18 protein-coding genes and 1 tRNA gene are annotated in these 20,820 nt (G+C 66.9%); 10 read left to right on the top strand and 9 right to left on the bottom strand.

The window, feature by feature from the left end; translation table 11 throughout:
* Positions 1–32 precede the first annotated feature (32 nt).
* Positions 33–1,331 carry a PDZ domain-containing protein gene (locus HGI30_RS20875; RefSeq protein WP_235680227.1) on the top strand — a complete coding sequence of 433 codons (1,299 nt, stop codon included), beginning with the start codon at positions 33–35 and terminating at the stop codon, positions 1,329–1,331.
* A gap of 92 nt (positions 1,332–1,423) precedes the next feature.
* Entirely contained in the window at positions 1,424–2,698 is a 1,275-nt protein-coding gene (locus HGI30_RS20870; RefSeq protein WP_168909265.1) for a chloride channel protein, read from the top strand.
* A gap of 359 nt (positions 2,699–3,057) precedes the next feature.
* On the opposite strand, the gene HGI30_RS20865 is transcribed toward HGI30_RS20870, so the two are convergent.
* Positions 3,058–4,374 (bottom strand): peptidylprolyl isomerase, encoded by a 1,317-nt coding sequence (locus tag HGI30_RS20865; RefSeq protein ID WP_168909264.1) that lies wholly within the window; start codon positions 4,372–4,374, stop codon positions 3,058–3,060.
* A gap of 113 nt (positions 4,375–4,487) precedes the next feature.
* Positions 4,488–5,333 (bottom strand): alpha/beta hydrolase family protein, encoded by an 846-nt coding sequence (locus HGI30_RS20860; protein WP_168909263.1) that lies wholly within the window; start codon positions 5,331–5,333, stop codon positions 4,488–4,490.
* A 214-nt stretch (positions 5,334–5,547) separates the two neighbouring features.
* On the opposite strand from HGI30_RS20860, the gene HGI30_RS20855 reads away from it, so the two are divergent.
* Together HGI30_RS20855 and HGI30_RS20850 are read left to right on the top strand one after the other, a co-directional pair.
* The gene (locus HGI30_RS20855; RefSeq protein ID WP_168909262.1) at positions 5,548–6,471 is read left to right on the top strand and encodes a M15 family metallopeptidase; all 924 of its coding nucleotides are present in this window, start codon (positions 5,548–5,550) and stop codon (positions 6,469–6,471) included.
* A gap of 221 nt (positions 6,472–6,692) precedes the next feature.
* Positions 6,693–7,601, top strand: coding sequence for an NAD(P)/FAD-dependent oxidoreductase (locus tag HGI30_RS20850; RefSeq protein ID WP_168909261.1), 909 nt, complete (start codon positions 6,693–6,695; stop codon positions 7,599–7,601).
* Between the two features lie 143 nt (positions 7,602–7,744).
* Here HGI30_RS20850 and HGI30_RS20845 read toward each other — a convergent pair whose 3' ends face one another.
* Positions 7,745–8,614, bottom strand: coding sequence for an SDR family oxidoreductase (locus tag HGI30_RS20845; protein ID WP_168909260.1), 870 nt, complete (start codon positions 8,612–8,614; stop codon positions 7,745–7,747).
* 110 nt (positions 8,615–8,724) lie between these two features.
* Here HGI30_RS20845 and HGI30_RS20840 point away from each other — a divergent pair, with 110 nt between their 5' ends.
* Positions 8,725–9,315, top strand: a complete 591-nt coding sequence (locus tag HGI30_RS20840; protein ID WP_168909259.1) for a GNAT family N-acetyltransferase — start codon at positions 8,725–8,727, stop codon at positions 9,313–9,315.
* 49 nt (positions 9,316–9,364) lie between these two features.
* Here HGI30_RS20840 and HGI30_RS20835 read toward each other — a convergent pair whose 3' ends face one another.
* On the bottom strand, positions 9,365–10,249 hold the full coding sequence (locus tag HGI30_RS20835; protein WP_235680226.1) for an aldose epimerase family protein: 885 nt from the start codon (positions 10,247–10,249) through the stop codon (positions 9,365–9,367).
* Between the two features lie 138 nt (positions 10,250–10,387).
* Between HGI30_RS20835 and HGI30_RS20830 the strand changes: the two genes are divergently transcribed.
* Positions 10,388–11,866: an HD-GYP domain-containing protein gene (locus tag HGI30_RS20830; RefSeq protein WP_235680225.1), complete on the top strand. Its 1,479-nt coding sequence runs from the start codon at positions 10,388–10,390 to the stop codon at positions 11,864–11,866.
* A 15-nt stretch (positions 11,867–11,881) separates the two neighbouring features.
* Entirely contained in the window at positions 11,882–12,880 is a 999-nt protein-coding gene (gene mgrA / locus HGI30_RS20825; RefSeq protein WP_168909258.1) for an L-glyceraldehyde 3-phosphate reductase, read from the top strand.
* Positions 12,881–12,968: 88 nt separating this feature from the next.
* Here the strand turns inward: mgrA and HGI30_RS20820 are convergent, their stop codons facing one another.
* Positions 12,969–13,187, bottom strand: coding sequence for a hypothetical protein (locus HGI30_RS20820; protein WP_168910022.1), 219 nt, complete (start codon positions 13,185–13,187; stop codon positions 12,969–12,971).
* Between the two features lie 278 nt (positions 13,188–13,465).
* Between HGI30_RS20820 and HGI30_RS20815 the strand changes: the two genes are divergently transcribed.
* On the top strand, positions 13,466–14,863 hold the full coding sequence (locus tag HGI30_RS20815) for an ATP-binding protein (RefSeq protein WP_168909257.1): 1,398 nt from the start codon (positions 13,466–13,468) through the stop codon (positions 14,861–14,863).
* 72 nt (positions 14,864–14,935) lie between these two features.
* Here HGI30_RS20815 and HGI30_RS20810 read toward each other — a convergent pair whose 3' ends face one another.
* Positions 14,936–15,370 carry a universal stress protein gene (locus HGI30_RS20810; protein WP_168909256.1) on the bottom strand — a complete coding sequence of 145 codons (435 nt, stop codon included), beginning with the start codon at positions 15,368–15,370 and terminating at the stop codon, positions 14,936–14,938.
* A gap of 209 nt (positions 15,371–15,579) precedes the next feature.
* On the opposite strand from HGI30_RS20810, the gene HGI30_RS20805 reads away from it, so the two are divergent.
* Positions 15,580–15,655: transfer RNA gene (locus HGI30_RS20805), tRNA-Thr, on the top strand.
* A 208-nt stretch (positions 15,656–15,863) separates the two neighbouring features.
* Here HGI30_RS20805 and HGI30_RS20800 read toward each other — a convergent pair.
* The 3 genes from HGI30_RS20800 to HGI30_RS20790 all read right to left on the bottom strand — a co-directional run bounded on the left by HGI30_RS20800 (position 15,864) and on the right by HGI30_RS20790 (position 19,667).
* Positions 15,864–16,124, bottom strand: coding sequence for a YkgJ family cysteine cluster protein (locus tag HGI30_RS20800; RefSeq protein WP_168909255.1), 261 nt, complete (start codon positions 16,122–16,124; stop codon positions 15,864–15,866).
* Positions 16,125–16,547: 423 nt separating this feature from the next.
* Positions 16,548–18,293, bottom strand: coding sequence for a hypothetical protein (locus tag HGI30_RS20795; RefSeq protein ID WP_168909254.1), 1,746 nt, complete (start codon positions 18,291–18,293; stop codon positions 16,548–16,550).
* A 72-nt stretch (positions 18,294–18,365) separates the two neighbouring features.
* Positions 18,366–19,667 (bottom strand): AAA family ATPase, encoded by a 1,302-nt coding sequence (locus HGI30_RS20790; protein WP_168909253.1) that lies wholly within the window; start codon positions 19,665–19,667, stop codon positions 18,366–18,368.
* Positions 19,668–20,282: 615 nt separating this feature from the next.
* On the opposite strand from HGI30_RS20790, the gene HGI30_RS20785 reads away from it, so the two are divergent.
* Positions 20,283–20,786 carry a metallophosphoesterase family protein gene (locus HGI30_RS20785; RefSeq protein WP_168909252.1) on the top strand — a complete coding sequence of 168 codons (504 nt, stop codon included), beginning with the start codon at positions 20,283–20,285 and terminating at the stop codon, positions 20,784–20,786.
* The last annotated feature ends 34 nt before the right edge of the window (positions 20,787–20,820 follow it).

The raw sequence follows: 20,820 nt of genomic DNA, 5'->3' as shown, positions 1-20,820 counted from the left end.
TCAGCCAGCCTGATCGAAAATGAGGTGCTTGCTTGGAACCGACTCTGGAATTGCTGCGACAGTACGGCGCTGCGGCGCTGCAGCTGCTGGCGCAGCCTTATTTCTACCTGGCCTTGATCGTCATGGCCTTCCTCTACCGGCGGCTCGCCGTCACGGAGCGCTCGCTCTTCCACGTGAGGCTGCATGTCTGGCCGCTGCTGCTGCTCCGCTCCGCCGGATGGGGCTTGCTGGCGGGAGCGGCCGTCTCCGTCGCCGCCGCCTTCATCGGCACGACGCTCACGCCGGATGCCGTGCTCTGGCTATGGGGCACCGCCGCCGTGCTCGCCTTGATCCGCGTGCGCTACCTTTGCTTCGCCTACAGCGCGGGCGTGCTGGGCGTGCTGCAGGCCGTCTGCGGCTTGCTTTCGCTGGAGGAGAGCGGCGGGACGGCCGGGCGGCTCGGAGCCTCCCTCGCGGCGCTCGACATGCCGGGACTGCTGCTGCTCGTCGCTTTGCTGCATGCAGCGGAAGCGCTGCTCGTGCGGAAGGACGGGGGGAGCCTCGCCTCGCCGCTGTATTTGGAAGGCAAGCGAGGCAAGCTGATCGGCGGCTACTCGCTGCAAGGCCTGTGGCCGGTGCCGCTGCTGCTGCTCGTGCCGGTGTCCGGCGGAGCGGAAGGAGCCGCCGCCGCGCTGCCCTGGACGCCGCTGCTCGGCGGCGAAGCCTGGAGCGCCGGCTGGACGGTGCTGGCGCTGCCGGCCATCATCGGCTTCTCCGACCTGGCGCTGTCCGAGCTGCCCAAGCATGTGGCCCGCCTCGCCTCGCGCCGGCTGCTGCTCTACAGCCTGGTCCTCGTCGTGCTGGCGCTGGCGGCGGCATTCGCCCGGCCGCTCGTCGTGGTCGCCTCCTTGGCCGCGCTCGGCTTGCACGAAGCGTTGACGCAGCTCGCCGAGCGCGTGCAGCGGCAGCGTCCGCCCCGGTTCGTCAACGACGCCCGCGGCCTCTGCATTCTCGGCGTGCTGCCCGGCACGCCGGCAGAGGAGATGGGGCTCGAGGCGGGGGAGGTGCTGCACAAGGTGAACGGATTGCGCGTGCGCACCAAGGAGGACCTGCATGCCGCCCTCCACGAGAACTCCGCCTTCTGCCGGCTCGAGGTGCTCAACCTGGACGGGCAGCTCAAGTTCGCGCAGCGGGCCCGCTTCGCCGGCGAGCATCACCAGCTCGGCGTCGTGCTCGCGCCGGACGAGGACGCGGCCTACAGCGCCGTGCCGGCGCGCGGCTCCGTCCTGGCGCTGCTGCTGCGGGCGCGGCGGGCGCGGCGCAGGGCGGCCGGCGATTCCGCTTCGATGTGACGCAGACGCGGGCATTGGAGCAGGCGCGGATACAGGCGGATCGGCCCGAACGGGCCTTTTTGCCGTGATTCGAAAGGAAAGAAGGAAGAAGCATGGGCGAGTCCAAAAGCCAGAACAAGCGGCTGCGGGAAGCGGGCATGGGGATGGCGGGCATCGCGGCCTTCCTGCTCAAGTGGCTGGCGCTCGGCTCGCTCGTCGGGGCGCTGGCAGGCTCGGCGTCGGCCCTGCTCCTATGGAGCCTCGAGCTGGCGACGGATACGCGGATGGCGCATCCTTGGCTGCTGGCGCTGCTTCCGGCGGCGGGCTTTTTCGTCAGCTGGACGTACCGGCAGGTCGGAGGCTCGGCGATCCGAGGCAGCAATCTGATTCTGGAAAGCATCCACGAGGGCCGCGAGCGCATTCCGCTCCGCATGGCCCCGCTCGTGCTGGGCGGCACCGTGCTGACCCATCTGACGGGCGGCTCGGCGGGCCGGGAAGGGACGGCCGTGCAGATGGGCGGCTCGCTCGCCTGGCTCGCCGGCACGCTCGTCCGGTCCGGCGCGGACGACCGGCGCATCCTGCTGCTGTGCGGCATGGCTGGCGGCTTCGGCTCCGTATTCGGGACGCCGCTGGCCGGCGCGTTGTTCGGCGTCGAGGTGCTGGCGATCGGCCTGCTGCGGCACGGGGCGCTGTACCCGTGCTTGGTGGCCGCGCTCGTCGGCGATGCCGTCACGCGCGCCTGGGGCATCGGCCATGCGGTGTACCCGCTCGGCGAAGTGCCGCCGGAGAGCTTCGCTGCGCTGGCGGCCGTCGCGCTGGCGGCCGTCGCGTTCGGTCTGGCGGCGAGGCTGTTCATCGCCGCCGTTCACGGCGTCCGGCGCCTGGCGACGCGCCTGGTCCCGTCGGCGCCTTGGCGCTCCGCGGCGGGCGGCACCGTCATCGCGCTGCTGGCGCTGCTGGTCGGCGGCGGGAATTACCTGGGCCTCAGCCTGCCGCTGCTGCAGGATTCGTTTGCGCCATCAGGATCAATCGAGCCGTTCGACTGGCTGGGGAAGCTCCTCTTCACGGCGCTCACGCTCGGGACCGGCTTTCAGGGCGGGGAGGTAACGCCGCTGTTCGTCATCGGTTCGACGCTCGGCCATGCGCTCGCTCCGCTGCTGCAGCTGCCGGCCCCGCTGCTTGCGGGCCTCGGCCTCGTCGGCGTGTTCAGCGCGGCGGCCAATACGCCGCTCGCCTGCTTCGTGCTCGGCCTCGAGCTGTTCGGCGCGGATGCGGCGGCCTATCTGCTCGTCGCCAGCGTCATCGCTTACCTGTGCTCGGGCACCGCGAGCATCTACTCGTCCCAGCGGCGGACGTACCGCAAGGACGGACGCGATCCGGCCGACTGACCGAGTCGGTCGGCTAAGCGCGGGCTGTGCAGGCGTTGCCCGCAGGTGTCCGCCGGAAGGCTCTGTCCGCTGCAGCCACGCCGCAACCCGGCTCCCCGCTGGTCTCTAGCATACGCCCTAACGGCAGAGTAGCGCGGAAAAACCGAGCAACTCGACTTTTAGTTGTTGCACCCGACCGCTCGGTTCAAGGCAGCAGCGCGAAAAATCGAGCTGCAGAAGTGGGAGGGCAGAGGTTCGGCCGCAATGCCGGAGAGGCTTCGTCCGAAGGAGCGCGGCTCTCCGCGCCCAAGTTCCATCCGGCAGCAAAAAAAGCTCTTGCCCTCCGGTCCACCCGGGACCGGGGCAAGAGCTTTTTGCCTTTAATTCGTGTTGCTTGCGGCGTTCTCAGCCGGAGCGTTATCGGCCGGAGCGTTCTCCGCAGGCGCGTTTTCGGCGCCGGCGTTCTCGGCCGCGCTGCCGTTCGTGTTCTGCGAAGGGTCGAGCGTATTCGTGATCGTCGCCTTGGCGCGCAGATCGGTAATCAGCGTCTGAGACAGCGTGCTCAGCTGCTGGTTCTCCAGCGTTTTCTTGATTTCTTCCTTCTTGTCCTCAAGCGAAGGGGTCGTCGGTTCCTTGCGGTCGACCAGCTTGATGATGTGGTACCCGTAGTCGGACTTGATCGGAGCGCTGATCTCGCCGATCTTCATGCTGAAGGCCGCTTCCTCGAACTCCGGCACCATGGAGCCCTTGCCGAAGAAGCCGAGGTCGCCGCCGTTCGCCGCGCTGCCCGTATCGGTGGACTTCTCCTTGGCGATCGCCGCGAAGTCGCCGCCGTTCTTGAGCTGCTTCTCGATCGCATCCGCTTCTTCCTTCGTCGCGACGAGGATGTGGGATGCCTGGACCTGCTCCGGCGTGGCGAAGCTTTCCTTGTTCTCGTCATAGTTCTTCTGGATATCCTCATCCGACACCTTGACCTGGTCGACGAGCAGCTTGCGCATCTGCACCTGCATGAGCATCTGCTTCTTGAGGTCTTCGAGCGACATGCCGGACTGCGCCAGCGCGGACTCGAACTCGGCCTCGGAAGTGAAGTTCTTCTTGATGTCCTCCAGCTCGGCGTTCTGCTCTTCTTCGGTGACCGTGACGTTCTTGGTGTCGGCTTCCTGGTCGACGAGCTTCATCGTCACGAGCTGGTCGAGAGCGGACTTGCCGTACGTCGGTGCGAGCATGTCGTAGAGCTCGTCCTTCGTGATCTTCTCGCCGTTGACCGTCGCGACCGCATCCCCGCCCTTGTCGGAAAAGAGGCTGACGAGCGCGATGATGAGTCCGACCGCCAGCACGAGGGAAGCGATCATCCAGCCGGTCGTCGCGCCGGAGCGCTTCGGACGGCCGCCGTCGCCGTCGCCCATGACGCCCTCGTTGTCGAGCGGCAGGTCGGCCGCGCCCGCGACCGGGGTCACCGGCACCGAGCCGAACGCTCGCTCCGGATCGGCGGTGTGGACCTCCGCATCGTACTCCGCCTGGCGGAGGGCGTCATCCGTACGGCGCGCCTCGACGTCCTCCTCGGCCTGAATCGTCTCCTCGCGGCGCTCGCTGCCGGAATCGCCGGCGAAGTCCGCGCCTTCGCGCGTCTGCGTATCCTCCGGCGTCAGATGGTCGTTGCCGTTCGCGTCAAGCGGATCGTTCTTCTTGTCTGCCATTCGTCAATTGACTCCCTTCTGTGTGTGAGCGGGACTTGTCCCGGATCGTTCGCTTCTCGCATCATATCAAATCCAGGGAACGCTTACCTTAACGGAACATGAAATCCCGTTCGTTACATCTTCTCCTGCAGAAAACGGACCGTGGCGTCCAGCGCGGCTTCCAGCTCCGGGGTCGGGCCGGCGAACGGGTGCACCGCCCCGAAGGTGTGGCTTGCTCCTTCAAGACGCAGGGACGGCTGCCGCGGCGCGGCTTCCTGGAGCCGTTCGAACCCCTCGACCAGCCGCGGGCTGTCCGCATCTCCTTGGATCAGAAGAACGGGGGCGCGCAGCGACGCGAGCCGGGCGGGGATGTCGAAGCGCTCTCTGCCCTGGTCCAGATCCTCGAAAAAACCCTTGCCGATCGGCATCTGCTGGCCGGTGCGTGCGTTCGGCACGAAGGCCTGGCCGTCCCTCCGGGCGGCGGCCTCGAACTCCTCGTCGAACAGGTTCGCCCGCGCGATGCCGTTCCAGGTGACGGCGGCGCGCACGATCGGATGCTCGGAGGCGAAGACGATCGCGTTGCCGCCGCCCCGGCTGTGGCCGCAGATGCCGACCCGCTTGGCGTCGGCCTGCTCCGGATGCGGCAGCTCGCGGCCGGCGAGCGCGGCCATGATCCGCTCCAGATCGCTCAGCTCGCGGCTGTACGTATTGAGGGCGAACTTGTTGAGCTCGTCGAACGCCTCGCCGACGCCGACGCCGTTGCGGGAGAAGTTGAAGGTGACGGCATAAAACCCGGCCTTGGCGATCCGCTCGGCGGCATAGGGCAGGAAGCCCCAGTCCTTGAAGCCCTTGAAGCCGTGGGCGATCAGCACGACGGGCTTGCGCCCGCCGCTTGGAACGAAGCGGACTTCGCCGCGGATCGTGCCGCCGTCGCTCAGCCTCAGCTCGAACGGGGCCTTGCGGGGCGCGTTGGTTTCCATGCGGGTCGTGCTCCTTTCACTACATAGCTTTTCCAAATCTAAGCATAAACTTCCGCGGGCGGCAGTTCAATCGCAACTTGGCAAGTGCAGGGAGGGTGAAACCATTCTTCGCGTTTCGCCGTCTGTGTGGTATAACGGAAGCTGAACTTATCCGGCTGCACCTACAGATCATAACCAAGGGCGCTGACGCGTCCTTCAAGGAGATGGAACCATCATGAACAGCAACCGAATGTCCGCCGCGTCCGCCCTGATGCTGGCGGCGGCGCTGACGCTGTCCGCCTGCTCCGGCGGCGCCGCGCCTGGCACGGAGCCTTCGCCGAGCGCGCCGGCCTCCGTGTCGCCGCCGGCGTCCGCCGGAGGGGACGAGAGCCTGGCTTCCCCTTCGCCATCCCAATCGCCTTCTCCGTCCGTTTCTCCTTCGCCATCCTCCTCGCCGTCGGCCAAGCCGAGTGACAAGCCGAGCGAGAAGCCGAGCGAAAAGCCGCCGGCCAGCCCGGCGGGAGCGAAGGGCGGCTCCAAGTTCTACGAAGCCATCGAAGTGACGGCGAACGCCGCCATGGCCACGGCGCTCGTCAACAAGCAATTCCGGCTGCCCGAAGGATACGTGCCCCAGGATCTCGTCTATCCCGATATCCCGTTCACGTTCTCGGACAAGATCGACAAGCGCAAGCTCCGCAAGGAAGCGGCGGAAGCGCTCGAGCAGCTCGTCGACGGAGCGGCGAAGGACGGCATCAAGCTCGCGGGCGTCTCCGGCTACCGCTCCGAGTCGCGCCAGAAGACGCTGTATGAGTCTTACGTAAAAAAAGACGGCGTGCAGGCGGCGGACAAGTACAGCGCGCGCCCCGGGCATAGCGAGCATCAGACGGGGCTCGCGATCGACGTGTCCGGCATCGACGGCAAATGCGCGGCCGAGAGCTGCTTCGGCGGCACGCCGGAAGCCGAATGGCTGGCCAAGTACGCGACCGACTACGGCTTCATCATCCGGTATCCGGAGGGCAAGGAAGACATTACCGGCTACAAGTACGAGCCATGGCACATCCGCTACGTCGGCGCCGATCTCGCCGCCAAGCTTGCCGAGAGCGGCGACACGCTGGAGGAGCATTACGGCGGAGCGGTTCCGGTGTCCGGAAGCAAGTAAGCCGCATCGAGAACGAGGAGCTGCTCCCGGTCCATGGACCGGGAGCAGCTCCTTTTCGACGGGACGATGCGCCAAGCTGGAACGCCTAGGCGGCGCATCGCTCTCCCGATGCCGGCGGCCCGAGCGGCGGAGCTCGTCCCGCTCCCGCGAAGCCCGCCGCTTCTACACCTGTCCTCGCCCACATACGATACCTAAGAAGAGCAGCGGGGGAGGATGAGCGGATGTTCGTGGATTGCGCCATCGTAGGAGGCGGACCGGCCGGGCTGGCGGCTGCGCTCGTGCTGGGCAGGGCCCGGCGATCGGCGCTCGTCGTCGACGACGCCCGGCCGCGCAACGCGGTGACGGCTGCCGCGCACGGCTTTCCGACGCGGGACGGCGTTCCGCCCGGCGAGCTCCGGCGGCTGGCCCGCGAGGAGCTCGCCGCCTATCCGGGCATCCGGCTGCGCTCCGGCAAGGTGGCTTCGATCGAGGGCCGGGCGGGCAGGTTCCGCGTGCGCCTGGAAGGAGAGGGCGGCTTCGAGGCGCGGGCCGTGCTGCTGGCGGCCGGGCTCAAGGAGCAGCTGCCCGACATTCCGGGCCTGCGCGGGCTGTACGGCTCGTCGCTGTTCAATTGTCCGTACTGCGACGGATGGGAGCTGCGGGATGCGTCGCTGGTGGCGATCTCGACAGGCGGAAATCTGTTTCAGCAGGCGAAGCAGCTGCTCGCCTGGTCGCGCGACCTGCTCGTCTGCACGCATGGCCGCGGGCAGCTCAGCCCGCAGCAGCAGCAGGCGCTGGAAGCCCGCGGCGTGCGCGTCGTCCGCGCGCCGATCGCCGCCCTGGAAGGCAGCGGCGGCAAGCTGCATGCCGTGCGCTTCGCGGACGGCAGCCGCATCGCGCGCAGCGGCGGCTTCGTCACGCCGGACGCGATGCTCGGCACGCCGCTCGGCGCGATGCTCGGCTGCGCGCATGACGCGCACGGCGTGCTGCTCGTCGACGGCTACGGCCGCACGAGCGTGCCGGGCGTCTACGCCGCGGGCGACACCGCCGGCATGTCGCCGTCGCAGGTCGTCGGCGCTGCGGCGAGCGGCAACCGCGCTGCTTTCTCCATCGGCGGCGACTTGGCCGAAGCCGACTTCGGACCGGCTTGAGGGACGCCGCCGGGCGAGCGGCCGTCCTCCGGCCGCTCCAGCTCATCGAAGCGAAGCGCAAAAAAAAGGCCTGTCCTCCGAGGGAAGCTCGGAGGACAGGCCTTTTTGCTAGCGCCGCAGAATCGGCACGGGGCGCATTGGGCTCAGCCGTTCAGCACCTGGCCGCCGTTGATGTGGATCATCTGGCCCGACACGTACGACGAGTCGCGGCTCGCCAGGTACACATACGCCGGCGCGAGCTCATGCGGCTGGCCGGCGCGCTTCATCGGCGTATCGCCGCCGAACTCGGACACATGCTGCTCGTCGAACGTCGACGGGATGAGCGGCGTCCAGATCGGCCCCGGCGCGACGCCGTTGACGCGGATGCCGCGCTCCACCAGGTGGTTGGAGAGGGCGCGGGTGAAGCTGACGATCGCGCCTTTGGTGGACGAGTAGTCGATCAGCTGCGGATTCCCTTCGTACGCGGTGACGGAGGCGGTATTGACGATGGAGCTGCCCGGCTTCAGATGCGGGAGCGCCGCCTTGGTGAGATGGAACATCGAGAAGATGTTCGTGCGGAACGTCTTCTCCAGCTGCTCGGCCGTGATGTCCTCGAACTTCGGCTGCGGATGCTGCTCGGCCGCATTGTTCACGAGCACGTCCAGGCCGCCGAGCGCCTCGACCGTGCGGCTCACCGCTTCCTTGGCGAACGCCTCGTCGCCGACATCGCCCGCCAGCAGCAGGCAGGTGCGGCCGGCCGCCTCGATCTCCTGCTTCGTCTGCTCCGCGTCCGCGTCCTCGCTCAGGTAGACGATCGCCACGTCGGCGCCTTCCTTGGCGAAGGCGATCGCCGCCGCGCGCCCGATGCCGCTGTCGCCTCCGGTGATGAGCGCCTTCTTGCCTTCGAGCTTGCCGGACCCGCGATAGTCGGGGTCTGCATAGACGGGGAGCGGATTCATTTCCGACTCGATGCCGGGCTGCTTGTTCTGGTGCTGAGGGGGGAACGTCTTCACGGTTTCGTTGGAGCTGGACATGGGATACCTCCTTGGGGGTATAGTGGGATAGGATAAATGTACCCCGATGCCGCCCGGATCAACCGAAAAAGCACCGGTCCGGCCCGGCGGAAGGACAAGGAGGAACCTGCATGAGTACGCAAGGAATCGAGATTCGCGAGCCGGAAGCCGCCGAGGGCTTCGCGGCCGAGATCGTGACGCCGGCGACAGCCGCCGAGGCGTCGGAGCTGCTCGTCGGCATCGCGCGCTGGCTGCGCGGCACCGGCTCGTCCCAGTGGTCCGGACTGCTGGAGGGACAGGACAGCCACGGCCTGGACGATGCCGTCCGGCGGGGAGAGGCGGTCCTATTCCGCGATATGCAGGACGGGCCTGGACGGGAGAAGGGCCGGCCCGCCGGCCTCGTGCTGCTGCTGCGGCAGCCGGGCGGCTGGGACCGCGAGCTGTGGGGCGAGCGCGGGCATGAGCCGTACCTGTACCTGCATCGTCTGGCGGTCGCCCGAGCCTATGCCGGCAGCGGGCTGGGACGAGCCATCCTGCGCTGGGCGCGGGAGGGGGCGGTCCATCCGGGCAAAAAGGCGATCCGCCTCGACTGCATCGCCGGCAATCCGAAGCTGGAAGCCCTGTACCGTTCGGCCGGCTACGCCTCGCTCGGCACGAGCGCGAACGGCTTTTGCCTGTTCGAGCAGCCGCTGCCCGCCGCGGCGCACCGGCGGCGGGACTGAAAAAAACCTCCTCCTTCGGCGGAGGGCCGAAAGAGGAGGCGGGAAACGCTCAGCCTCGGGTCGAGCCGTGCGCAGCGCGCAGCGTCAGGAACGCTTCCGTCTCGCCGCCGGGCGGCACCTGCACGAGCTCCTCGCGGCGCTCCAGCTCTCCGGGCAGCGCCATCCACGGCTCGACGCAGACGAACGGCTTGCCCGGCACGCTCCATAGCACGACGTACTTGAACGCCTCGCTATAAGCCATCGTCACGGTGATGCCGCTATCGAGCGGGAACGAAATCTCCGGCCGGGAAGCATCGAGCAGCGCGGCCGATTCCTGCATCGGTCCGAGATCGAGGCGGCCCTCGTACGGCTTGACCTGGCCGTCGTTGTAGTCGAGGTAACGCTTGGCGTCGGTCGCGTACGGAAGGTCCTTGGCGGAGGTGGCGAAGTACGGGTGGAAGCCCGGATACATCGGCATGGCCCGGTCCGACAGGTTCCGGTACTGCTGGCGGATCGACAGCCGCCCTTCCTTGAGCTCATAGGTGAACCGCAGCTCGAAGTCGAACGGGAACGCCTCGCGCGTCCGCTCGCTGCTGGACAGGCTCAGCGTCACGGAGGCGACGCCGTCCTCGGACGTATCGGCGATCCTCCAGGCTTCCGTGCGCGCGACGCCGTGCTGCTTCATCGCGTAGCGCTTTCCTTCCCACTCGTACTCGCCCCCGGCGACCGGGCCGCTGATCGGGAACAGCACCGGATTGCCTCCGCGGATGTTGGCGGAAGGGTCGAGGAAGGTCGCCTCGTCCAAATAGAACAGCTCGTAGCCGTTCAGGCGGCAGGCCAAGGCGATGCCCCCGCGCTCGGGGCAGAGCAGCACCCGCGAGCGGGTGGAGGCTTCGGACAATTCGACCATTTCGTAGGCTTCTTTGTAGATCTTCACTTGATGACGGGATGACACTTGCGTTCAGCTCCTTGTCGGGATGACTTGAAAAGTTTCCAGATTGCGGTATGCTAGCGGTAATGAAGGTTTTGCCAAGAACCGAACGGATCGCTACTCCAATCAGCCCGAATGGGCTCGCGAGGTGAACCCCGACGTATGCGCCGTCCTGTCGTCCGGATGATGGCGGTCGCCCTCGTTTCCTTCCTGCTGCCGCTCGGGATGTTCCTTGCCCTTCGGGAGAGCGGAGGACTCGACCCGCGCCTGCATGCTCCGACTATTCATTTCTATATCGTCGGCGGCGTCTCCTTCCTGGCGCTGCTGCTCGCCGCCGCCCTCGGCTACGCCGGGATTCGGCTGCGGAATCTCGGCATCGCGTTCCTGTCGCTCGCCTATATCTCGATGACGGGGCTGCTCCTGCTGCATGGGCTCGCCACGCCGGGCTTCCTGATGGACCATAACAGCGTCCAGGGCGTCTCCAGCCAGCTGGGCATCCTGGCGGCCGCGGGCTGGATCTGGCTGTCCTCGCTGCCCGTCGCCAGGCGGCTGATCCTGCGGCTGGGCAACGCCCCGCGCTGGCTCATCCCGGCTTACTCGGCGCTGCTGCTCGCATTCCTCGTCTTCTCGCTCCAGGGTCCGCACACGATGCATGACTGGGCGCTCGACCTGCAAGGATCGCGGCCCGTGCTGACCGGGCTCGTGCTGGCGCTGCTCGCCCACGCCGCCTGGAGCTACGCCCGGAACTACCGCAGCGCGCGCATGCCGCTGCAGCTCGGCATCCTGTACGGCTGCGGCTGGATGGCCGCCGGACAAGTCGTCATGGTGACGGGCGAGCCATGGCGTCTCAGCTGGTGGCTCTACCACGTGCTGCTGCTGCTCTCGCTCGGCTCCGTCGCCTGGGGACTGGGCCGGCAGCTGGCGGGCAGCCGAGGATCGCTCAGCGCCGCGCTGCGCGCGCTGTACCGGTCGACGCCGCAGGAGTGGCTGCAGAAGTGCATCTCTCCGAGCGTCGAGGACTTGATCCAGGCGACGGAGCAGAAGGACGGCTATACGGCCGGGCACAACTACCGCGTCGCGCTCTATGCGCTCAAGCTCGGCGAAAAGATGGGGCTGGCGGCGGAGCAGCTGCTCGCGATCGGGCAAGGGGCGATCGTGCACGATGTCGGCAAGCTGTACGTGCCGGAAGCGATTCTGAACAAGCCCGCCGCGCTCTCTCCGGAGGAGCGGCAGGTCGTCGAGCTGCATCCGGTGCGCGGCTACGAGCTCTGCCGCAATCTCGGCTTCATGCGGCAGGAGCTCGCCGTCGTCCGCTCGCATCACGAGCGCTGGGATGGAGGCGGCTATCCCGACCGGCTCGAGGCCGAGCAGATCCCTCTGCCGGCCCGCATCGCGGCGGTCGCCGACGTGTACGACGCGCTCACCTCGCAGCGCGCGTACCGGAGAGCGATGACGCCGGAGCAGGCGCTCGCGTTCATCGGGGCCGAGTCCGGCCGCCACTTCGACCCGTCCTGCGTCGCCGCATGGCTGGAGCTGGCCCGCGAGGAGCCGGAATTTTTCGTCCGCATGGCGCAGGAGGAGCAGCGCCCGGCCTTCGGCCGGAGCCGCGCGCTCCCCGGACATCCGCCTTATATGACCTAATCAGGAGGAATTCACATGACGTATGCACCTGCATCCGGCCGCTACGCCGGCATGCGCTACAACCGCACCGGCCGCAGCGGCCTCAAGCTGCCCGCCGTTTCCCTCGGCTTGTGGCACAACTTCGGCGGCAACGACCGTCTCGAGAACGGGCGCGCCATGGTCCGCCGAGCGTTCGACCTCGGCATCACGCACTTCGACCTGGCCAACAACTACGGCCCTCCTCCCGGCTCCGCCGAGGAGAACTTCGGCCGCATTCTCAAGCAGGACCTGTCCGCCTACCGCGACGAGCTGATCCTCTCCACCAAGGCGGGCTACTACATGTGGGAAGGCCCGTACGGCGAGTGGGGCTCGCGCAAGCAAGTCCTGTCGAGCCTCGACCAGAGCCTGAAGCGGATGGGCGTCGACTACGTCGACATCTTCTACCATCACCGCCCCGATCCGGACACGCCGCTGGAGGAGACGATGGGCGCCCTCGACCATGCCGTGCGCTCGGGCAAGGCGCTGTATGTCGGCATCTCCAACTATAGCGCCGAGCAGGCGCGCGAGGCGAGCCGGATCCTGAAGCGTCTCGGCACGCCATGCCTGATCCATCAGCCTTCTTATTCCATGTTCAACCGCTGGATCGAGGACGGGCTGCAGGAGGTGCTGGTGGAGGAAGGCATCGGCTCGATCGTCTTCTCGCCGCTGGCGGGAGGTCTTCTGTCGGATCGTTACCTGAACGGCGTTCCGTCCGACTCCCGGGCGGGAGGACCGAGCGTGTTCCTGAACCAGGACCAGATTACGGAGAGCCGCCTCGCCCAGATCCGCGACCTGAACGGGCTTGCCCAAGAGCGGGGACAGTCGCTGGCCGGCATGGCGCTCGCCTGGACGCTGCGCGGCGGCCGCGTCACCTCGGCGCTGATCGGCGCGAGCCGCGTGTCCCAGATCGAGGACAACGTCAAGGCGCTGGACAACCTCGACTTCAGCGAGGCAGAGCTGGCCGCGATCGACCGCATCCTGGCCCGCAAGGACTGAAGCGAACAGGACAAAAAAGCTGCCTCCGGTCCGCCGGAGAGCAGCTTTTTTCGGTCATGACGGGAAAACGAAGGGCCGGAGGGGCGGCTCAGCCGACCTCCAGATACAGCTTCGTGCCGTCATTGTATTGGAAGATCGCCACGTCGCGGCTCATCTCGACCGAGGCGATCCGCTTCCAGCGCCTGCGAAAATCGAAATCGAGCTCGTACTCCTTGAGCTTGTCGGGCAGCAGCCGAACCGCTGCTTCTTGTCCCGGGGGGTAGAAGACGGGAACGGACCGGTTTTTATACGTAATCGACTTCATCATATGGCGATGCACCCCCTTGGTCATAGTAAGCTTCTTCTCTTTCTCATTTTACATTAAACGGATGAATAGAATATGAAAGATTCGGGACAATATTCAACTTGCGCCAGCAAAGGTTGAGTCTTCCTACCTATTTCTTCGACATTTTCCGCGAAATCGTGAGGCCTATCGGCAGGGGAGAACCGATTGGACGGCGCGAGGGACGGTCGCGGTGTCGCAAATCGCAGCCATCCTGTACAATAAACGGTATTCAGGTTATTACGGGTATCCAGGAGGCCAAAGTGGCGTTTCTCAAAGTATTCTTCACGAATATCAGCCTGCTCGTCACGGCCGCCTACCTGTTCAATCTCGGGTACAAGCTGTTTTTCCACCGCATCCGTCCGGCCGCGCAGCAGGCCGTATCGGCGCTTGTCTTCATCGCCTCCGGCATCCTGACGATGGGGTTCGGACTGCGTCTCAGCGACGAGGTGCTGTTCGACCTGCGGCAGGTTCCGCTGCTCCTGGCGGTGCTCACGTTCCGATCGCCTTGGGCCGTCGGTCTGATCGGGCTCGGCATCGGAGCCGGCCGCCTTCTGTTCGGCATCGCCCCCGCCGCATGGGTCGGCTTCGGCAACCTGGCTCTGCTGGGCCTCGTCGGAGCGGTCGCCAATGCGTGGTTCCGGAAGCGGGACTTCCCCTTTTCCTTGCAGGCGGCCATCGTGATCTTCGGCGGCAATCTGCTGAACAGCATCAACATTTCCCTGTTCGGCATCATCCCGTTCGAGGTCTACTGGACCGGCTTCTTTCCGCTCACGTTTCCGCTTTCCGTGCTGCTGAGCGGGTTTTTCGTCTACATGGTCCGCGAATTCAGCCGGGAGCAGGACCGGATGCGGGAGCTCGGCGTCAAGAACGCCGCGCTTCGGCGGCAGACCGGGGAGCTGGGCGCGGCGAAGCATGAGCTCGAACAGCAGGCGGCGGAGCTGCGGCTCGCTTCCAAGTACAAGTCGGAATTTTTGGCCAATATGTCGCATGAGCTCAAGACGCCCCTCAACAGCATCCTGCTGCTCTCGGAGCTGATCGGAGACCACGAGGACGAGCGGCGGACCGAGGAGGAGCGGAGGCACGGCGCGATGATCCATGCCGCCGGCCTGGAGCTGCTGCAGCAGATCGAGGACATCCTCGATCTGTCCCGGGTCGAGGCGGGCAAGCTGGCGATCCAGGTCGAGCCGCTGTCGACGCTCGAGCTGATGCAGTCGCTTCAGCTGCAGTTCGAGCCTCAGGCGCGCCGCAAGGAGCTGCGCTTCGACGTCGAGGCCGATCCGGATGCTCCGGCTCTGATGCTGACGGACCCGCACCGCATCCGGCAGATCCTGCGGAACTTGCTGGCCAATGCGATCAAGTTCACGGATGCCGGCGGCGTCATGCTGGCCGTGCGGGCAGAGCCGGCGGCCGGACGCGAGCCATGGCTGCGGTTCGACGTCGTGGACAGCGGGATCGGCATCGATCCGGACAAGCATGAGCTGATCTTCGAAGCGTTCCGTCAGGCGGACGGAGCCGTCACCCGCACCTATGGAGGCACCGGGCTTGGACTGTCGATCAGCCTGCAGCTGGCGGAGCTGCTGGGAGGACGGCTGGAGCTGGAGAGCGTCAAAGGGGAGGGCAGCCGCTTCTCGCTCGTGCTTCCGGCCCGTCTGGAGTAAAGCGCGGGAAAAGGCCGCCTCCCGGTTGAAGGAGGCGGCCTTTTCGCCTGCTGCTTTTCGCCTGCTGGCGGATTATTTGACGACCAGCACGGGCACTCGGGCATGCTGAGTCACGTAATGGCTGACGCTTCCGGTGAACAGCTCCTTGAAGCCGCCCTTGCCGTGGCTGCCGACTACGATCAGGTCGGCCCCGCGATCCTCCGCGAGTCCGACGATGCGCTTGCCGGGATCGCCTTCAGTAATCATGACTTCAATCGGCACGTCGGTCGCCGAGGCGATGATCGTGCGCGCTTCCGCGGCGACCGTCTCGGCCTCGAGCCGCAGCGATTCCGTGCCCGCTGGCGGGGAGGCGGCGACCGCCTCGCCGATGATGACCGGCGCCGCGTTGTAGGCATGGATCACTTCGAGCATCGTCTTGAAGGTGGAGGCCAGCTCGATGGCGGAGCGCAGCGCCCGCACCGACTGCTCCGAACCGTCATAACCGACCAAGATTTTGGAATAGGGCATTGCCATGCGCCTCCGATCTGATAGTCGTTCTCTTTTCTTTTTACCCCAACAGCATAACCATCAATCCCGGACAAAAAACCGTCACAATTTCAAAGCCGACGATCATTCGACAACTGCTTGACATTATTCGCGTGATTCGGTATTCTATAAAAGTCGCCGCTGAGGAAAACCGCTGGACAAGCAAGACGCGAACGACATGAACATAGCTTGCTGATGTAGCTCAGCTGGTAGAGCAACGCATTCGTAATGCGTAGGTCGGGGGTTCGAATCCCTTCATCAGCACCATTCACTTACACGCAAGGATTCATTCCCTTCGCAAAAACGTTGCTTTCGGCCTGTACCGGGAGCGGCGTTTTTTTTATGTTTTCGGAAAAGGTTCGCGGATGCCGCACTGCGGCTTGGAATCGCGTTCGGCCGAACCGAATAAGCCGCTTGCCTCGAGCCGCCGCAAGGAAGCGCCGCAAGCGCTCTTGGCCAAGCGGCAGCCCGTCGTTCAGCGCGCCGGCGCGGTCGCCCGCTCCAGCCGCTCCAAATAGGCGAGCGCCGCGTCTCGGCTGCCGCCGCACATCTCCGGCTCGGGCCTAAGCTCCGAGCAGACAGCCGGCCGCTCCGGACGGCCGAAGATGGCGCAGCGCAGGTCCGGCAGCAGCTGCGGACAAGGCATCCCGGCGGGCTTGCCTTCCGGCAAGCCGGGAATCGGCGAGGAGATGGAGGCGGCGATGCAGCAGGCCGCGCATCCGCTTCGGCATAGCATATTCGGGTCCTCCTTTGCATATCGTTCATCATGAGCGGCTCCATCGATAGCGACGCCTCTGCCGCCGGCGTTTTTGGAAGCGCTTAATCGGGTATTGACGCAAAACCGGTCGTGCGCGATGCCGTGGCCCGGTCTGCCGAAGCTCATCCCGGGCCATACTGGAAGCGGGAAGCCATGAATCGAAGGAGAGATGCGCCATGATACGGAGAGAAGGACAGCTGTGGATCGGCTTGCTCAACGGCTTGGCGCTAGCGCTGCCTTTCTGGGCCGCTTGCGCCGCCTGGCTCGTCGTCCATCTCCGCTGAGAGCGGAGGCGGGCCCAATCGCTGCCGATACGGCTTGATGGCATGATATTGCTTCCCGATCGTTCAGGAGCGCGGACCGGCCCGGCCGGGACGCGCTCCTTTTTGGCGTCGGCGGCTGTCAGCGCCGCCGCGCGGCAGGCGCCGGCGCGGGCCGACGGGGAGAGAACACGTCCAGCAGCAGGTCCGCCGCCGCCGGATCGGCGCCTTCCCACACGGCCGCGAAGCGGATCCGATGGGAGATGCCGGCGATGTCGTACGGACGGGCCAGATGCTGGCGCGGCGAGCCGAAAATCAGCGTATGAAGGCGGACGCCTCGGCGCTGGGCGAGCGCGGCCAGCCGCTCCCGATAGGGAGGCGTCACCTCGCCGACGCCGTCGGTCAGCAGGACGAAGTCGGCCGCGGCGAAGCCGCGCGCGCCCTGCACGAGCTCGATGCCGCGGGCGATCGGCGCGTCGAAGTTGGTGCCGCCTCCATAGGCCAGCTGCGAGAGCTCGTAGAATTTATCCCAGTCCGGACGCTGGTGGTGAAGGCGATGCTCCAGCACTTCGCCCTTGGCGCCGAACAGCAGCAGCGTGAAGTCGCGCCGCTCGCCGAGCGTGAAGGCGGCGAACGCCGCCGTGAACGCCTGGGCGAGCCGGAGCTTGGCTCCGCGCATCGAGTGGGACGTATCGACCATGCAGATGACCGGCCCGCGCTGCGGCTCCTCCTCGCGTCCTTCGGGCGCATAGGTGAGCAGCTTGCGGTCGAGCCAGCGCATGAGGAAGTACGGCTCGTAGTCGGGATCGGCGAGCAGGCTCGCTTCGGACGGCAGCATGCGGGCGATGTCGCCCGACAGCTCGAGGCCGCCGCGCGCCTCGGGAGCGCGGCGGGAAGCGGCCTGCTTGCGCGCGGCCTTGAACGCATGCAGCTGGCGTCCGACCTCCTCGAGAAAGGCGAGCAGATCCTTGCGGCCGCGCAGCCGCTCGACCCACATGGCGTACTGCTCGTACGTCTGCCGGCGCAGCCGGCCGAGCTCGCTGCCCCAGCGCCGGTTCGCCAGCCGCTGGCTCGCCTGCAGCAGCGCATGGACATCGCCGCTGTCCGATTCCTCGCGGCTCAGCGAGCCGCGCAGCGACTCGGCGAGCCAGCCGCCGAGCTCGTCCTCGAGCCGCTGCATCGCCGCCGCCTCGCGAGCGGTGACGCGGGAGAGCCGCCGCTCCTGCTGGCCGAGCTCCTGCTCCGCCTTGGCGAGCTTGGCGCGATGCTTGTCCCGGCGCACGAAGTCGGTGCGCATCGCCTCGCGCAGCTCTTCGACGCGGCGGCGCAGCGCGGCCAGCTCCTCGAGGTCGAGCGGCCGCGCGTCCTGCGCGCGCTGGTTGTCCTCGGCCGCGCGCTTGCCCTGCTGGAGCCGGTAGCCGACGAGCTCCAGCTGCTGCAGCTGCTTGTCCGTCAGCCGCTCGCGCAGCTCCCCGGACTCCTCCTCGCTCCCCCGGCCTTGCTCCTGCTGGCCGGCGCCCGCGATCGGGCGCTTTTCGCGCTCGCGCCGGCGGGCTTCCTCCTCGTACGATTCCGTCAGCCACATGAGCGCCTTGAGCGCGGTCTTGAAGGAAGCGTTGACCTCGTGGACGGTGCGGGGATGGATCTCGCGGTAGTAGTGCTGGCGCCTCAGGGCGGTCAGCATCCAGCGATGGAACGGATCGCCGCCGGCCGGATGCTCGAAGGCGGGATCGGGCAGATAGAAGCTCATGAAAAAGTCGGCGAACAGCTCCAGATCGAACCACGGCACCTGGCGCTCGGCTTCCCGCATCCACTCGCGCGCGGTGCGGGAGGAGCGGACGAAGCCGTCGAACTGATAGCGGTCGACGCGCGCGCAGCGGATGAGCATGCGGATTCCTCCTTGTCCATGTCGGTCGGGCGAGGCGCGCGGCAGCGGGCTGCCAGGCGCGCGGGCGGTACGTTACAGCGTGTAGTCGTAGGCGATGCCCGGGATGTCCTTGTCGAACAGGCTGCGGTAAAGCCCCTGCACCTGCTGCAGCAGCTTCTCGCCCTGGATGCGCAGCCGCGTGAAGCGGACGGCATATTCATCGGGGTAAAGGACGAACACCGACTGCGCGGCGATCCATGCCGGAAGCTGCTTCTCCCGCTCCTGCCAGGCGGTCAGCCGGCCCTGCAGCGAGCGGGCGGTCTCCTCCAGCTCGGCGCGGGCTTCGTCCAGCTGGCCCTTGAGGCGTTCCGACTGGCCGGCGCCGAGCGAGCCGCCGACCTCCTTGCGGAACTGGAAGCCGCTCAGCTCGTCCTCCTTGTCCAGCCAGCGGCGCAGCGTCTCGCGGTACGCCGAGAGGGGCAGCTCCTTTTCCAGCTCCTTGGCGAGCAGCTCCTGCCAGGCCTCCGCGAACAAGCCGCGCAGCTCCTCCAGGTCCTCGGGAAAGTCCCACAGCAGATGCGGCGTGAGCACCGTATCCCAGACGCTGACTTCGCCACGGCCATGGATCGCCGCGCTGATCTGCCAGGTGCGGCCGATGCGGCGCCAGCGGCGGTCGGAGAGCACGTATTCCTTTTCCTCCAGCAGCGTCTTGAGCCGGAACAGCATCACGAGCACGGGCTCGGGCAGGCGCGCCTCGCGGGCGCGCTCCTGCACCTGCTTGAGCGTCGCGGGATCGAGCAGCGCCGGCGGGGGGCCCTCCGGAGCCTGGAACATGCGCTCGAAGCTCGCGATCTGCTGCAGGTAGCGCGTCTCGTAGCGGAACAGGAAGCGGTCGTACAGCGCGGCCAGCCCTTCCTGCTCCTCCGGCAGCTCGTTGGAAGCGGCGATCAGCGTCAGCAGCGGCACCGGCTGCGCCTCCGCGCCGTTGTGGAAGCGGCGCTCGTTGAGCAGCGTGAGCAAGGAGTTCAGGATGGCGCTGCTCGCCTTGAAGATCTCGTCGAGGAAGGCGACCTCGGCGTCCGGCAGGAAGCCCCGGGTCTGGCGGATGTAGCGGTCCTGCTTGAGCTGCTGGAGCGACACGGGGCCGAACAGCTCGTCCGGCGAGGTGAAGCGGGTCAGCAGGTAGTCGAAGCTGCGGCTCGTGCCGAGCAGGGAGGCGGCGGCGCGGGCGAGCTGCGATTTGGCGGAGCCGGGAGGCCCGACGAGCAGCAGGCTTTCGCCGCTCATCATCGCCAGCAGGAGGACGCGGATCAGCTCCTCGCGTTCCTGGAAGCGGTTCTCCAGATGGGACATCGCTTCGCGCAGCTTGTTGGTCAAGGCGATCATTGAGGTCATGGCGTACCGTTCCGCCGGGCTGGGGCAGCAGGCTTGGAGTTAGGGCTGCGAGCTGTAAGCTGCAAGCTGAGCTGGGAGCTTGGGCAGCGAGCCGGAGTCGCGAGCTGAGCTGCGACCTTGGCTGCGAGCCGTAGCTGCAAGCTTAGCTGCGAGCTTGGGCAGCGAGCGGGAGCTGCACGCTTAGCTTCGACCTAGGCTGCGAGCCGTAGCTGCAAAGCAGGAGCTGGAAGCTTAGGCAGCGAGCTGAGCAGCTGGGAGCTCGGACAGCGGGCTGGAGCTGCGAGCTTAGCTGCGAGCCCAGGCTGCAAGCAGGAGCTGTTGCGCGCCCGGCGGAGCGGGTTCCCTCCTTCACGGCGATTTTTTCCGCGCATGCGGTGCCTCCATTGTACCAAACCGCCGGGCTCCGCACGAACGAAGCGAATCGTCGGCTCCCGCAGCGCGGTCCTCCTATGGCTCTGCGCGGGCAGAGACGGGGATTCGGCCGAATCGGGTCGCCCGGCGGAGCATGGCCGCCAGGTGCCGAGCCGCTTTCCAAGACGTGCCGTACCGCTGCAGGGACGGGCGAAGATATGATAAGCTGGGGAAAAGGATCACGGGAAGAAGGGGGAGAGGCTCATGAGGATCGGACTCGTGTCCGACACGCATCTGAGCGGCGCGGCCTCCAAGCTGCCGGATGAGCTCGTGCGGGGCTTGCAGGGAGTGGAGCTCATCCTGCATGCCGGGGACTGGACGCATGTCCGGGCCGTCTCATTGCTGGAGCGGATCGCGCCGGTAGAGGGCGTCGCCGGCAACAACGACGGGCCGGAGCTGGTGCGGCGCTTCGGACGCAAGCGGCTGCTGGAGCTGGCCGGCTGCCGGATCGGCATCGTGCACGGCGACGTCGGCTGGGGGCGCTGGACGGAGCAAAAGGCGCTCTCGAGCTTCGAGGAGGAGCGGCCGGACTTGATTCTTTTCGGCCACTCGCATACGCCGTACCGCAAGCAGCACGGTCCGTCGCTGCTGTTCAACCCGGGCTCGCCGCTCCAGAAGCGCCGCCAGCCCCGCTACTCGTTCGGGTTGCTCGACATCGAGGGCGGCCGGCTGCGCGCCGAGCATGTCTATTACGACGATCGGAGCTGAAGCGGAAGGGCGGCGGACGGCGAGCCGGAGGGGA

It is taken from the genome of Paenibacillus albicereus (genome assembly GCF_012676905.1).
In the GTDB taxonomy this organism is placed as follows: Bacteria; Bacillota; Bacilli; order Paenibacillales; family Paenibacillaceae; genus Paenibacillus_O; species Paenibacillus_O albicereus.
This window is presented reverse-complemented; position numbering and strand designations above follow the sequence as displayed.